Annotated in this window: 11 protein-coding genes, 2 tRNA genes and 1 riboswitch; of the genes, 3 read left to right on the forward strand and 10 right to left on the reverse strand. The window is 47.3% G+C overall.

From position 1 onward, the window contains the following. Positions 1-267: 267 nt before the first annotated feature. The gene (locus ICN37_RS07745; RefSeq protein ID WP_216156357.1) at positions 268-852 is read left to right on the forward strand and encodes a hypothetical protein; all 585 of its coding nucleotides are present in this window, start codon (positions 268-270) and stop codon (positions 850-852) included. Between the two features lie 65 nt (positions 853-917). Here the strand turns inward: ICN37_RS07745 and ICN37_RS07750 are convergent. Next, positions 918-993: transfer RNA gene (locus tag ICN37_RS07750), tRNA-Asn, on the reverse strand. Between the two features lie 21 nt (positions 994-1,014). Here ICN37_RS07750 and thiD point away from each other — a divergent pair. Then, positions 1,015-1,899 carry a bifunctional hydroxymethylpyrimidine kinase/phosphomethylpyrimidine kinase gene (thiD, locus tag ICN37_RS07755; protein WP_215322085.1) on the forward strand — a complete coding sequence of 295 codons (885 nt, stop codon included), beginning with the start codon at positions 1,015-1,017 and terminating at the stop codon, positions 1,897-1,899. A gap of 44 nt (positions 1,900-1,943) precedes the next feature. On the opposite strand, the gene ICN37_RS07760 is transcribed toward thiD, so the two are convergent. From ICN37_RS07760 to ICN37_RS07800, 9 genes are all read right to left on the reverse strand, one after another. Continuing rightward, positions 1,944-2,870 (reverse strand): thiamine phosphate synthase, encoded by a 927-nt coding sequence (locus ICN37_RS07760; protein WP_216156360.1) that lies wholly within the window; start codon positions 2,868-2,870, stop codon positions 1,944-1,946. Between the two features lie 35 nt (positions 2,871-2,905). After that, positions 2,906-3,724: a thiazole synthase gene (locus ICN37_RS07765; RefSeq protein ID WP_216156363.1), complete on the reverse strand. Its 819-nt coding sequence runs from the start codon at positions 3,722-3,724 to the stop codon at positions 2,906-2,908. A 21-nt stretch (positions 3,725-3,745) separates the two neighbouring features. Continuing rightward, positions 3,746-3,943, reverse strand: a complete 198-nt coding sequence (thiS, locus tag ICN37_RS07770; RefSeq protein WP_216156365.1) for a sulfur carrier protein ThiS — start codon at positions 3,941-3,943, stop codon at positions 3,746-3,748. Continuing rightward, entirely contained in the window at positions 3,934-5,082 is a 1,149-nt protein-coding gene (locus ICN37_RS07775; RefSeq protein ID WP_216156368.1) for an FAD-dependent oxidoreductase, read from the reverse strand. The genes thiS and ICN37_RS07775 overlap by 10 nt, the downstream gene beginning before the upstream one ends. A 23-nt stretch (positions 5,083-5,105) precedes the next feature. Beyond that, entirely contained in the window at positions 5,106-7,046 is a 1,941-nt protein-coding gene (thiC, locus tag ICN37_RS07780) for a phosphomethylpyrimidine synthase ThiC (protein WP_255538493.1), read from the reverse strand. 37 nt (positions 7,047-7,083) lie between these two features. Next, positions 7,084-7,191: riboswitch (TPP riboswitch) on the reverse strand. Positions 7,192-7,276: 85 nt separating this feature from the next. After that, complete coding sequence (locus tag ICN37_RS07785; protein ID WP_216156371.1) at positions 7,277-8,110, reverse strand: NUDIX domain-containing protein; 834 nt, start codon at positions 8,108-8,110, stop codon at positions 7,277-7,279. A gap of 224 nt (positions 8,111-8,334) precedes the next feature. After that, positions 8,335-8,409: transfer RNA gene (locus tag ICN37_RS07790), tRNA-Arg, on the reverse strand. Between the two features lie 192 nt (positions 8,410-8,601). Further along, on the reverse strand, positions 8,602-9,834 hold the full coding sequence (locus tag ICN37_RS07795) for an MFS transporter (RefSeq protein ID WP_251368549.1): 1,233 nt from the start codon (positions 9,832-9,834) through the stop codon (positions 8,602-8,604). Between the two features lie 5 nt (positions 9,835-9,839). Beyond that, entirely contained in the window at positions 9,840-11,060 is a 1,221-nt protein-coding gene (locus ICN37_RS07800; RefSeq protein ID WP_216156374.1) for a CaiB/BaiF CoA-transferase family protein, read from the reverse strand. 79 nt (positions 11,061-11,139) lie between these two features. On the opposite strand from ICN37_RS07800, the gene ICN37_RS07805 reads away from it, so the two are divergent. Continuing rightward, positions 11,140-13,128, forward strand: coding sequence for a DNA topoisomerase IV subunit B (locus ICN37_RS07805; RefSeq protein ID WP_215322099.1), 1,989 nt, complete (start codon positions 11,140-11,142; stop codon positions 13,126-13,128). Positions 13,129-13,142: the final 14 nt, after the last annotated feature.

Here is a 13,142-nt window from a genome sequence, read left to right on the forward strand (position 1 = left end):
ACTCATCCCTGGACAGTTGATGGATTAATCATATCTAATACCCATTAGTACTGTCTATTAAAAAAAGATTGTCACCCTCTAGCCATCCCAGGAGCTTGCTAGAACTGGATTAATTCCAGCCTTGCAATAAAACGATGGTAAATGAAGAGTATCCTTCGGGGGATGTGGAGAGCATTGTCAAAATGAAAGGGGGAGCCTTCCCTTTGACTTTTCACCCTAAATTGAAGGCGCTTACTAAAAAAGTAGAACGAATCCAGAAAGAATGCAATGTCAAAACTCACATCCAAACCTATCCTAAAAAAAGCCAGCGGTATTTTGGCTCAAGAGTTTGCAATACCCAAAGATATTGCCTGGGCATGGGTGACTTTGCTGCTCTCACAAGAAGAGCAAAAGCGCGATAGCGAAGAAAAGCGCTACAGCCGCATTGCTGAATTTGAAGCTTGGATTTTAGGTCTAAGTCTACCAACTGATCCAAAGAATCCTGAGAGCGGTGCAGTGAGTCCTGAGGCAGTTAAAAATTCCGCCAGAAATGTCTTTGAGTGGCCACATGAGTACATCTTCGAAGAACCAGCAGCCCCAAATCATATGGATACCAAGGTTACCTATGGCGATACCATCACCAAACCCATTTTGGATGCGGTTAAAGATGCTGGTGGATCCGATGATCGGGCGGCACTGATCGCCATCTTAGAAGGCTATGCAAAAGAAGGTAAAGAGCCTTTTGCTAATGTCACAGCAGAAGGCATCGAATGGAAAGGCAGCGCTTGGAAAGATGGCGATAAATATAATCTCCTGACTATTAAGACTCTTAATAATCGCCTGGCCAATTTACGCAAGAAGGGCTTGATCTAAGCGGGTTGCCTTACCCGTACTACAAAAGAAAAAGCCCCTAGATTGCTCTAGGGGCTTTACTTATTTGGCTCCTCGACCTGGGCTCGAACCAGGGACCTACGGATTAACAGTCCGGCGCTCTACCGACTGAGCTATCGAGGAATAAGCCGATATTATAGCAAGATGAAATCACTTCTTCCCACTTCTGTGCAGATCCCCAAAGTACTGACCATTGCTGGGTCCGATAGCGGCGGTGGGGCGGGGCTCCAGGCCGACCTCAAGGCGATCACCGCCCTTGGTGGCTACGGCATGTCAGTCATTACGGCAATTACCGCCCAAAATACCTTGGGTGTAACGCGTATTCAGGATGTAGATCTTGATGTGGTTGAAGCCCAGATCGACGCTGTTTTAATGGATATTGGCGCCGATATAGTCAAAATCGGTATGTTGGCCAGCCCAGAAATAGTCCGCACAGTTGCTAAATCGTTACGCAAACACGGCGTTAAGCGGATTGTTCTAGATCCTGTTTTGCGCGCTACTTCTGGTGCAAGCTTAGGTGGCGACGATACCGCTCAAGCCATGATTGCTGACTTGTTTCCGATTGCAACACTGGTTACGCCCAATCTAGATGAAGCTTCATTACTACTTGGTCGTGAAATAAGCGGTCCAAATGATTTCAAATTGGCTGCCGAAGAATTACTCGAGATGGGCCCACAAGCAGTCCTCATCAAGGGCGGACACTTGGATAGCACGCACACTCAAATTACCGATTACTTAATGTGGCGCTCCATGGAAGACGGTCTTGAAGTTGTGCAATCAAAAGAATTCAAACACTATCGTGTCAATACGGTAAATACGCACGGCACTGGATGTTCTTTAGCATCTGCCATTGCTACCTATCTAGCTGATGGTCATGATCTAGCTCATGCCGTTGCTAAGGCGATTGCCTATATAGAGGCAGGTTTAGAGGCGGGACGCTTCTTGAGTATTGGCGAAGGTCCGGGGCCGCTATGGCATATGCACGATTTTTATCCAACTTCATTGCTCGAAGAAAAAGGCAATTACTGAGCAGATCTGGGCTAACTTAGGTCAGTTACTAATAAATCAGGAAATCACGACTGCATTAATTCTTGTAAGTATTTGACCGCCGCCTTAGGGTCTTTGGCTTGGGTAATGGCTCTCACAACGGCTACTGAGCCAACACCACTTTTTGCTACCGCATGAATGCTGTCTTGATCAATGCCGCCAATCGCTACCAGTGGGTAGTTGCTCATGAGCTGAGCATATCGATATAAACGACCTAGTCCTTGCGGTGCTGTAGGCATCTTCTTTAAATTTGTTGGAAAGACTGCGCCCATCGCAATGTAGCTTGGGCAAAAGCGATCTGCATAAGCCAGCTCTGCATAGCCATGAGTGCTTAGTCCCAGTCTTAAGCCCGCACCCCGAATTTCTTCTGGGTTGGCATCTACTAAATCCTCTTGACCTAAATGCACGCCATAGGCGCCAGCATCAATTGCTTCTTGCCAATAGTCATTAATGAATAGCAAGGTCTTGCTATCTTTGACTGCTGCAACAGATTCTTTAATTTGTTTTCGGATCTTAGACTTTTCGTCTGACTTAAATCTAAGTTGTACCGTCGGCAACTCTGCATCGACCATGCGCTTTACCCAATCAGCATCCGGCATGACTCCATACAAGCCCAGGCGTTTTGGACACTCTTTAAAGGCATTGGGATTCATATTGCGAGTCCAGGGCAATAAATCAAAATGCTCTGGCCTGCTGGGCCATTTAAAGGGATTAAAGCCACCATCTTGCAATGTCATGCGTGACCATGCCTTACCCAGAATTCTGGCATCAGACTCGATAAATCCCATTTCAATGGCAGCTAGTGCGCCTGCCAATTCGTAGTGATCGACGGCTGCTTCGTTATCAATCAGTGGAGGCGGAGAGTTCAGACTAAAGGTCGGAATCGGAATACATAAATCTTCATTGCGATGTGCAGCAACGATTTGATCAGCAAGGTCACGAATGAGGCTCATGAGTTCAGTGTACTTAACTTAGTGTCCTGTTGCGACTACGATTGATGCCAAAACGGAGTACCCACCAAAGGCGTGCTTGCTTGAGCAGACTCTTGAGGCTTCATGGCGCCCGATAAGAAGGTGGCACGACCTGCATCAACCGCCATAGCAAAGGCTTTGGCCATTACCACAGGATCATCCGCCAAGGCTACTGCGGTATTGAGTAGTACACCATCAAACCCCCATTCCATGACGGTGCAGGCATGAGAAGGAAGCCCTAGACCAGCATCCACCAAGAGCGGAACTTTTAATCGGTCGCGCAACAGTTTCATGGCATAGGGATTTAAAGGCCCCTGTCCGGTACCAATTGGAGCCGCCCAAGGCATGACTGCTTGGCAACCGACATCAACCAGACGTTGGCACAAAATGAGATCCTCCGTGCAATACGGCAGAACCTTAAAGCCATCTTTAATCAGAGTCTCTGCTGTCTGCACTAAGCGCAAGACATCTGGTTGCAAAGTGTAATCATCGCCAATGAGCTCTAACTTGATCCAGTCGGTTTCAAACACTTCACGCGCCATTTGCGCGGTGGTAATGACTTCTTGTGGGCTATGGCAACCAGCGGTATTTGGTAAAACGGGAACTGCCATCTTTTTGAGCAAATCCCAAAAGCCGCTATGCGCTTCAGCGGTTGATGTTCCCTGGCGACGCAAACTTACGGTAATCATGCCAGGGTTAGATGCCTCTACTGAGTTCTCAAGCACCTGTGGAGAAGGGTAGCGTGAGGTTCCTAATAGCAAACGGCTCGCAAAGCTCTCGCCATATAAGACAAGTGTGTCTGCGCTATTGAGGTTATTAGGAAAAGGAGCGTTCATAGAAAAATAATTGGTTCTTAATCAACCGCCAGTAACTGGGGCAATCACTTCAATTTGATCATTCTCATTTAATACAAAGTCAGCATGCTTAGTCTTGGGCACAAAATTAAGATTCACGGCAACAGCATAAGGTGGCTTCGCATCGATCAAGGCCAGAGCATCGCTCACCATGCTCTTGCTGGGCAACTCATAAGCCACTTGATTAACGATTACGCGCATACCGCCTCAATCTGATTATTGTATTGAGTCATACTCAATCCCAAATCCAATGCAGTCTTACTGGTGCCGAACTCTATAAGTTCCAATGCGCAGTCAAGCACTGCAGGAGAAATCATAAAACCATGGCGATATAGACCATTGATCATGATCAAATCAGATAGCCCTGTATCCCTTTGCGATCGAATTTCTGGAAGATTATTTTTTAAAGTAGGGCGACACTGCGTTGCCATCTCTAAAATACGTGCCTCAGCAAACCCACTATGAACGGTATAGACGGCGCTGAGCAATTCCATAGCAGAGCGTACGCTCATTTCTGACAAGTCATCGGACTCAATCTCCGTTGCACCCACCACATAAATATCATTTTCTTTAGGGGCAATATAAATCGGGTAGCGTGGATGGATTAAGCGCGTAGGGCGACGCAACTTCACTTCTGGCGCATAGAGTCGAATAACCTCACCACGAACACCACGCAAGCTATTGGGCTTGTCACCAAATGACCAAGCTTCTTTAGCTCCCGTACCGCGGCAATCAATTACGGCCTTATAGCCCGTCTTTTTGCGCAATTCGGTTGGGTCGATTTCGGTATGCCAGTGGCAATTGACCTTCAATAGCGTTAACTCACTAGCGAGAGCATCCAATAGCTGGCGATTATCCAATTGCCCCTCATTGGGTAAGTACAGTCCCTGAGTAAAGCGATCGGCAACACCAGGCTCAAGTTCACGCAAAGCTTCATTGCCGAGCTTTTGTGGCGCACTGAGATCAGCGTTCGCGCGACAGTTCTTCTCTAAATGAGCAGTAAAGCGTTCGGCTTCACTGGCATCTTGGCGATGCCACAAAATCAAAGTGCCATCTTGCTGAAAGTAAACCGGATTAGACAAATCAGCAATAAGCTCCTTCCAGCGGGGCAAGCTATGCAAACCCATACGAACTACTGAATCTTCAGTAATGGCGGATTCAGCTAATGGCGACAACATCGCTGCAGCAATGCGCGCAGCAGCATGGGCACCATTCGGCCCACCCTTATCAAAGAGATCGACTTGAGCACCTTCTTTAGCAAGCGCAACAGCCAGCAGGCGACCCATCAGACCGCCGCCAGCAATTGCATATTTACTATCGGTGAAGCTTGCACTAGTCATATTTATCTTTTGAGCTAGTTGGCTTATTGATAAATCTCACTACCGCGTTTACGGAACTCTGCAGACATCTCTTCCATGCCCTTAGAAGCGTCAGCTACTTCAGTAATCGGAATAACTTTCGCTTTTGGATTTCCATCTGCATCTAAAGTTGCAGCATAGTCACGAACTTCTTGAGTGATCTTCATCGAGCAGAACTTCGGACCGCACATTGAGCAGAAGTGCGCAATCTTGGCGCCTTCAGCTGGCAGTGTTGCATCGTGATACTCACGTGCGCGCTCAGGATCTAAGCCTAGATTAAATTGGTCCTCCCAGCGGAATTCAAAGCGTGCTTTAGAGAGGGCGTTATCACGCACTTGTGCACCAGGCAAGCCTTTAGCCAAGTCAGCACCATGGGCAGCAATCTTGTAGGTAATGATGCCTTCACGAACGTCTTCTTTATCTGGCAAACCTAAATGCTCTTTTGGCGTGACATAGCAAAGCATTGCTGTACCGTACCAACCAATTTGCGCAGCACCAATACCGCTGGTAATGTGGTCATAGCCAGGAGCAATATCGGTAATCAATGGTCCGAGCGTGTAGAAAGGAGCTTCCAAGCAATGCTTCAGCTCTTCAGTCATATTCTCTTCAATGCGCTGCATTGGAACGTGACCAGGACCTTCAATCATGACTTGCACATCATGCTTCCAAGCCTTAGCCGTCAATTCACCAAGGGTGTGAAGCTCACCAAACTGAGCGGCATCATTAGAGTCGGCAATACAACCAGGGCGCAAGCCATCACCCAAGCTAAATGACACGTCATACGCTTTCATGATTTCGCAGATCTCATCAAACTTCGTGTAAAGGAAGTTCTCTTTGTGATGAGCCAAACACCATTTAGCCATGATCGAACCACCGCGAGAAACAATACCCGTAATACGATCAGCTGTTAGCGGGACGTAACGTAGCAATACACCTGCATGGATGGTGAAGTAATCCACGCCTTGTTCAGCTTGCTCAATAAGTGTGTCACGGAACATTTCCCAGGTGAGGTCTTCGGCGATACCGCCGGTTTTATCTAGTGCTTGATAGATTGGCACTGTGCCAATAGGTACCGGAGAGTTACGAATAATCCATTCACGAGTCTCGTGAATATGTTTACCAGTGGAGAGATCCATGATGGTGTCTGCACCCCAACGAATCGACCACACCATCTTTTCAACTTCTTCATTAATGGATGAAGTAACAGCAGAATTACCTAAGTTGCCGTTAATCTTCACGCGGAAGTTACGGCCAATAATCATTGGCTCTAATTCAGGGTGATTGATGTTTGCTGGAATGATCGCACGGCCTGCAGCAATCTCAGAGCGCACAAATTCACCGGTGACAATGTCTGGCAGATTCGCGCCATAGCCTTTACCAGGGTGTTGCTTTAGGAGTTGCTTATAGGCTGGATCTTTGCGAAGTTGCTCAAGGCCCATAGATTCACGCAGGGCGATGTATTCCATTTCAGGAGTGATGATTCCTTGGCGGGCGTAATACATCTGACTCACGTTATGACCGGATTTAGCGACTCGCGGTGCACTGATATGAGAGAAGCGTAAATTTTGAGTAGCTTCATCTTGAGAGCGAGCTACGCCGTATTCAGAGCTAGGTCCTGCCAACTGGATGGTGTCATTACGCTCAGCAATCCAAGCATCACGCCGCCTTGGCAAACCTTTTTCCAGGTTGATCACAACATCAGGATCACTGTATGGGCCTGAAGTGTCATAGACGGGTACCGGAGGATTTGCCAACATTTCTTCACCTACGCGAGTAGGTAGTTGCTCAATCATGCGGATTGGCGCTTTGACATCAGGCCTTGACCCTTGAAGATAAGTTTTGGTTGAGGCTGGATAGGCAAACTTTTGCCCAAAGTCGCGCTCCAAACTTTTTAAGCTTGGAATCTCGTGTTTAGCGTTTTTAGTTGAGGTGTTGCCTGTACTCATGTCCATCTCCTGGCTGTTTTAGATGGACGAAACCGGGTGTCGGTCTGATGTAACTCCCCACGCCAGCATTACCTGGATCGGGTTCTAGGGTCTTTCTCAGCGCCTTCTAGCAAAACTGCTATGAAGGGCACCCCTGTTTCATCCTTAAGATGAATTTAACCACGAATTGACGGTTTAAGGCATGACGCTAGTCAACCAGCAGCCCTGATGCGCTAAACAAGGCGAATACCCTATTTATTGCGGCGCAATATGAAGTCAGCCGTAACAAAAGCAGCATCAGAAGTAAATTCATCAGCCAGGATTCTGGCGGCAGCCTCTGGCAGCGAGATTTCAATAAAGCCACTGACTTCACCATCATGATTGGTAGGGATAAAGTTGTCAGCCAACTCTAAATCGTATACATATAGCTGCTCATCATGAAAGCCTCGACCGGATATTGGGCGGCGCATATGAATACGACCCACAGGCTCAATTTGATCGGAGATTTGCTCAGGTACGCCAGCTTCTTCCCAAAGCTCACGACGAGCGCTAACCCAGGGTGTTTCATCGGCTGTAATGCCGCCGGCTGCCAAGTTGTCTAGCTTACCTGGATCCGTTGGCTTGGTTTCACTGCGTCTACCCAACCAAATGGTATTGCCGCGGGTGTAACCATTGATATGCGTTGCCATGCTCCGAAAACCAAAGGTACGAAACGCAGCACGCTCCATGCGAAAGTATTTGTGACCATTTAGATCAACCCAAGCAAAGTCTTCGTTACGCCAGCCTGGAATAAATCCACCCAGTCTCATACGATTGGCTAACTGATAAAGACTATTGGATAAATCTCTAGGTTTGCCTAATTGAATGGTGAGCTTGTCATGACCCATGGCAATCAGTGCAATGGATTCTTTTTGTAAAGACTCTTGCAGATAAGGAATAAATTCTGGATTGAGGTGGCCAATGAGTTGCTCACCTGTTGCGTCGCGGGATAAATAAATCGGCAGGTATTCCGCAGGAGCAGAGCGCGCCGTGTTTTGGAGCATTTCCTCAAGGGCGGCTAGCGTACTGGTTGAGAGACTGGTCATGGTCTAAGTGTAAGGGAACTTCCGGTTCTATGTCCTTATTGGTAAAGCTCCCTAACACAAAATTTCATAAGAACTAACTTAAATATTTATAAGTAAACATCCAAAACAGGGAAAGCTATCCTGCACACAAATTAGGCAAGCTAGGTCTGTCTATACAAATCTGTGACTTACGAAAACTTTTGAGGATTTATCCACATGACCTGTGGATAACTATGAAGAAATTCTGGTCCCGCCGACAGGAATCGAACCTGTATCCCACGCTTAGGAGGCATGTGCACTATCCATTGTGCTACGGCGAGATGCTAAAAAATAAAAAAGTGTGCTAGGTCAATTCTAATGAATTACAAACCACGAATTACCAACCACACAGCGCCCATACTTGATTTGTCACTGCCACTATCATATCGGGTGCGAAGTACATCGAGAAAACAAACAACAAAGCGAATAGAGCAAACCCATAAAACATGATTTCCCCAATGCTTGGTTTTCTCTTAAGCATTGGCCACTCTGTGAATTGCTCGTTCCTTTACGGGAAGATTAACCAAGAAAGCAAAGACGCCCAATCCAATCGCGATTTCCCAAACAATTAAATAAGAACCAGTATGGTCAAATAAATAGCCGCCTAGGAAGGCTCCGCAGAAACTGCCCAATTGATGAGAGAAAAAGATGAGGCCAGAAAGCATCGTTAAATACTTCACGCCGAAAATTTGCGCAACGATACCGTTGGTCAGTGGAATAGTTGAGAGCCACAAGAAGCCCATGATGGCCGCAAAGATATAAGTGCTCATCGGTGTTGGTGGCAACAATAAAAACGCTGTAATGGCAATAGAACGCCCGATATAGATTGCAGATAGTAAATAGCGTTTAGGAAAGCGCTGACCTAGGATGCCGGAGCTATAAGTGCCGAAGATATTAAATAAGCCAATTAATGCTAGGGCGGTCGTGGCAACAACCGGAGCCCCAACAGCTGGATAGGTAGAAGACAGATCCTTAAGGTAAGGCGCCAAATGCACCGCAATAAACACTACCTGAAATCCGCAAACAAAATAACCTAGGGTCAGATAACGAAAGCTTGGATTACTCATTGCTTCCTTTAATGCCTGCTTAATCGTCTGATCACCTGGATTATGGTTGTAAGTGAAATTCTTTTCACGCAACATGAATGCGGTTGGTACCATCAAACTTGCCATCAACGCCAACATTAGTAGTGCATCTTGGGTGCCAAACATGCTGAGCAAGCCTTGCTCGGCTGGAATCATGAGGAACTGACCAAATGAACCGGCAGCTGCAGTAATGCCCATTGCCCAAACCCGCTTCTCCGCAGACACATTGCGACCCAGGATTCCATAGACCACGCTGTAGGTCGTGGCAGTTTGTGCCAAGCCGATGAGTAAGCCACCAGCCAATGTGAAATTCATGACATCAGTAGAGATAGCCATGCCTGCCAAACCTAGGGCGTACAAAATCCCACCAGCAACCATAATTTTAAATGCGCCGTAACGATCGGCCAAAGCCCCAGTAACTGGTTGCACAGCCCCCCAAATCAGATTTTGTAAAGCAATAGTCAGAGCAAACGTTTCGCGACCCCAGCCATTGGCTGAAGTAATGGGTAAATTGAAGAGGCCAAAGCCATGACGAATACCCATCGATAGGGTGACCATGAGTCCACCATAAATGAGGACTTCCTTCATCGAAAGCCCTGCTTTGGATGTTTGTGTTGTCATGGTTCCTAGATGATCCCCTTGGTACGTAAAACTTCAATCGCTTGATCATCTAACTTGAGACGTTCATGCAAGATCTCTTGCGTATGCTGACCCAGTGTTGGTGGCGCCATTCGCACTTCAGTGGGTGTTTTAGATAGGCGCATCGGACTAGCAACTAATTTCATAGTGCCAACGGTCGGGTGTGGTACATCAATCTGTACTCCACGATGAATTACCTGTTCGTTTTCAAAGACTTCTTTGAAGTTATTGATCGGACCACAAGGAACATTAGCTTTCTCAAGCTGTGCAATCCATTCACCTTTGGTTTTCTTGCGCGTCATTTGTTCTAAAAGCGGAATGAGTTGCTTGCGATGCTCAACACGCTGCGGGTTGGTTGCAAAGCGTGAGTCATCCGCTAACTGGGGTTCGCCACCTGCAGCTACAAAATGTCGAAATTGACCATCGTTACCAGCCCCCACAATCATCCAGCCATCAGAGGTAGGGAAAGTTTGATAGGGAACAATGATCGGAGAAGCATTACCCCAGCGTTTCGGAACTTCTCCTGAGGTGAGGTAGGCACTCGATACATTGGCCATCACGGCTACTTGTGTATCTAGTAGTGACATATCAATGTATTGACCTTCACCGGTATGGTCTCGATGCACAATGGCAGCGAGAATGGCGGTACTGGCATACATGCCAGTAAAGATATCCGCGATCGCAACCCCGGATTTTTGTGGGCTAGCACCCTCGAAGTCATGAGCTTCACCGGTCACGCTCATGAAGCCGCCCATACCTTGAATAATAAAATCGTAGCCAGGGCGATGGGCGTAAGGCCCAGTTTGACCAAATCCAGTAATTGAGCAATAGACTAAATCGGGTTTGACCTTCTTCAGGCTTTCGTAGTCGAGTCCATATTTAGCCAAGTCACCCACTTTGTAGTTCTCGATGACAACATCAGAATCAGCCGCAAGTTTGCGAATTAGCTCTTGACCCTCGGGCTTGGCAATATCAACCGTAATAGAGCGTTTATTGCGATTGATGCAAATAAAATAGGCAGATTCGTCAGTTTCCTTGCCATTGGCATCTTTGGCGAATGGAGGGCCCCAATGGCGGGTATCGTCTCCAACCCCAGGTCTTTCGACTTTGATGACATCCGCACCCAAATCGGCAAGATTTTGAGCGCACCAAGGACCAGCCAAGACACGGCTAAGGTCTAAAACGCGAATATGACTTAAGGCTCCCATCCCCCGATTTTGGCATGGATGACAGGGGAATTCCCGAAAAATTCCGTCTGGATCTCAGACATGACTACAATTTGCGCGCATGGCTACCCGTAAAACTTCCGAATACAGCGAATCGTCGATTCAGGTCCTAAAAGGACTAGAGCCAGTCCGTCAACGGCCTGGAATGTACACCCGCACCGACAATCCACTCCATATCATTCAGGAGGTGCTGGATAACGCATCCGATGAGGCTTTAGGAGGTTTTGGCAAGCAAATCATCGTTACGATGCATAGCGATGGCAGCGTGAGCGTGGAAGATGATGGTCGAGGTATTCCAGTGGGAATGCATCCAACTGAGAAATTGCCGGTTGTTGAGATCGTGTTTACCCAGCTACATGCAGGCGGTAAGTTTGAAAAAGGTACTGGTGGAGCATACGCATTCTCAGGTGGCTTGCATGGTGTGGGTGTTTCAGTAACCAATGCTTTATCCAAAAGATTAGAAGTCACCGTTTGGCGTGACGGCCAAATGTCAACATTGACCTTTGCCGATGGCAAGGTGATTGAAAAGCTCAAAACGATTTCTTCTCCAAAAGAAGATAAGTCACACGGTACGCGCGTTCGTGCATGGCCAGATGGTAAGTATTTTGATAGCTCAGTGATTCCAATGCCTGAGCTCATTCGCCTACTACGTTCCAAGGCTGTTTTATTGCCAGGTGTGAAGGTAACCCTGATTCAAGAAAAATCAGGCGATACCCAGACTTGGCAATATGCGCAAGGCTTGCGCGGTTATTTAAATGAAGCAATTGCGCAAGCTGGCCATGGTGCTGAAGTCATTCCTCCGTTCGAGGGTGAGCAATACGCTACCGGTACTGGAGAGGAAGATTCTTTTGCTGAAGGCGAGGGCGCGGCTTGGGTTGTTTGCTGGACTGAAGATGGTGCGCCAGTGCGCGAGAGTTATGTGAACTTGATTCCAACACCTGCAGGCGGTACTCACGAAAGCGGTTTACGTGAGGGCTTATTTAATGCTGTTAAAGGCTTTATTGAGATGCATGCATTGCAACCGAAAGGTGTGAAACTCATGCCTGAAGACGTTTTTGCTCGCGCATCTTTCATTCTGTCAGCCAAAGTATTGGACCCTCAGTTCCAAGGACAGATTAAAGAGCGTCTGAATTCTCGTGATGCTGTACGTTTAGTTTCCGGCTATGTGAAGTCTGCCTTAGAGCTTTGGCTCAACCAACACGTTGACTACGGTCGCAAGTTAGCCGACCTGGTGATCAAGCAGGCGCAAGCGAGAACTCGTGCTGGTCAGAAAGTGGAGAAGAAAAAATCCTCTGGCGTAGCCGTACTCCCGGGCAAGCTTACAGATTGCGAGAGCGAAGATATCAGCATGAATGAAATCTTCCTTGTGGAGGGTGATTCTGCTGGTGGTTCAGCCAAGATGGGACGTAACAAGGAATATCAAGCCATTCTGCCATTGCGCGGCAAGGTATTAAATACCTGGGAAGCTGAGCGCGACCGCTTGTTTGCCAATAATGAGGTGCATGACATCGCTGTAGCGATTGGTGTGGATCCGCATGGAGCAAATGACACCCCCGATCTTTCCAATCTACGCTACGGCAAGGTATGTATTCTTTCTGATGCAGACGTCGATGGCGCGCATATTCAAGTATTGCTCTTAACCTTGTTCTACAAACATTTTCCTAAACTCATTGAGTTAGGGCATATACATATTTCTAGACCGCCACTATTTAGAGTGGATGCTCCGGCGCGCGGTAAAAAACCAGCGCAAAAGATTTATGCCTTAGATGCTAATGAGCTTCAGGCTATTGAGGATAAATTACGTAAAGATGGCGTCAAAGAAACTGCATGGCAGATCTCTCGCTTTAAGGGCTTAGGAGAAATGAGTGCAGAGCAACTCTGGGATACCACTCTGAATCCAGATACACGTCGTTTGCTACCGGTTACTTTGGGCACGTGGACTGAAGACGAAACCTTTAAAACAATGGATATGCTGATGGGTAAATCAGAGTCTGGTGCACGCCGTGACTGGCTTGAAGAGCGCGGCAATGAAGTGGAGGCAGATATCTAATGACAACTAAAAAG

Origin of the sequence: Polynucleobacter sp. P1-05-14 (genome assembly GCF_018881675.1) — a bacterium.
In the GTDB taxonomy this organism is placed as follows: domain Bacteria; phylum Pseudomonadota; class Gammaproteobacteria; order Burkholderiales; family Burkholderiaceae; genus Polynucleobacter.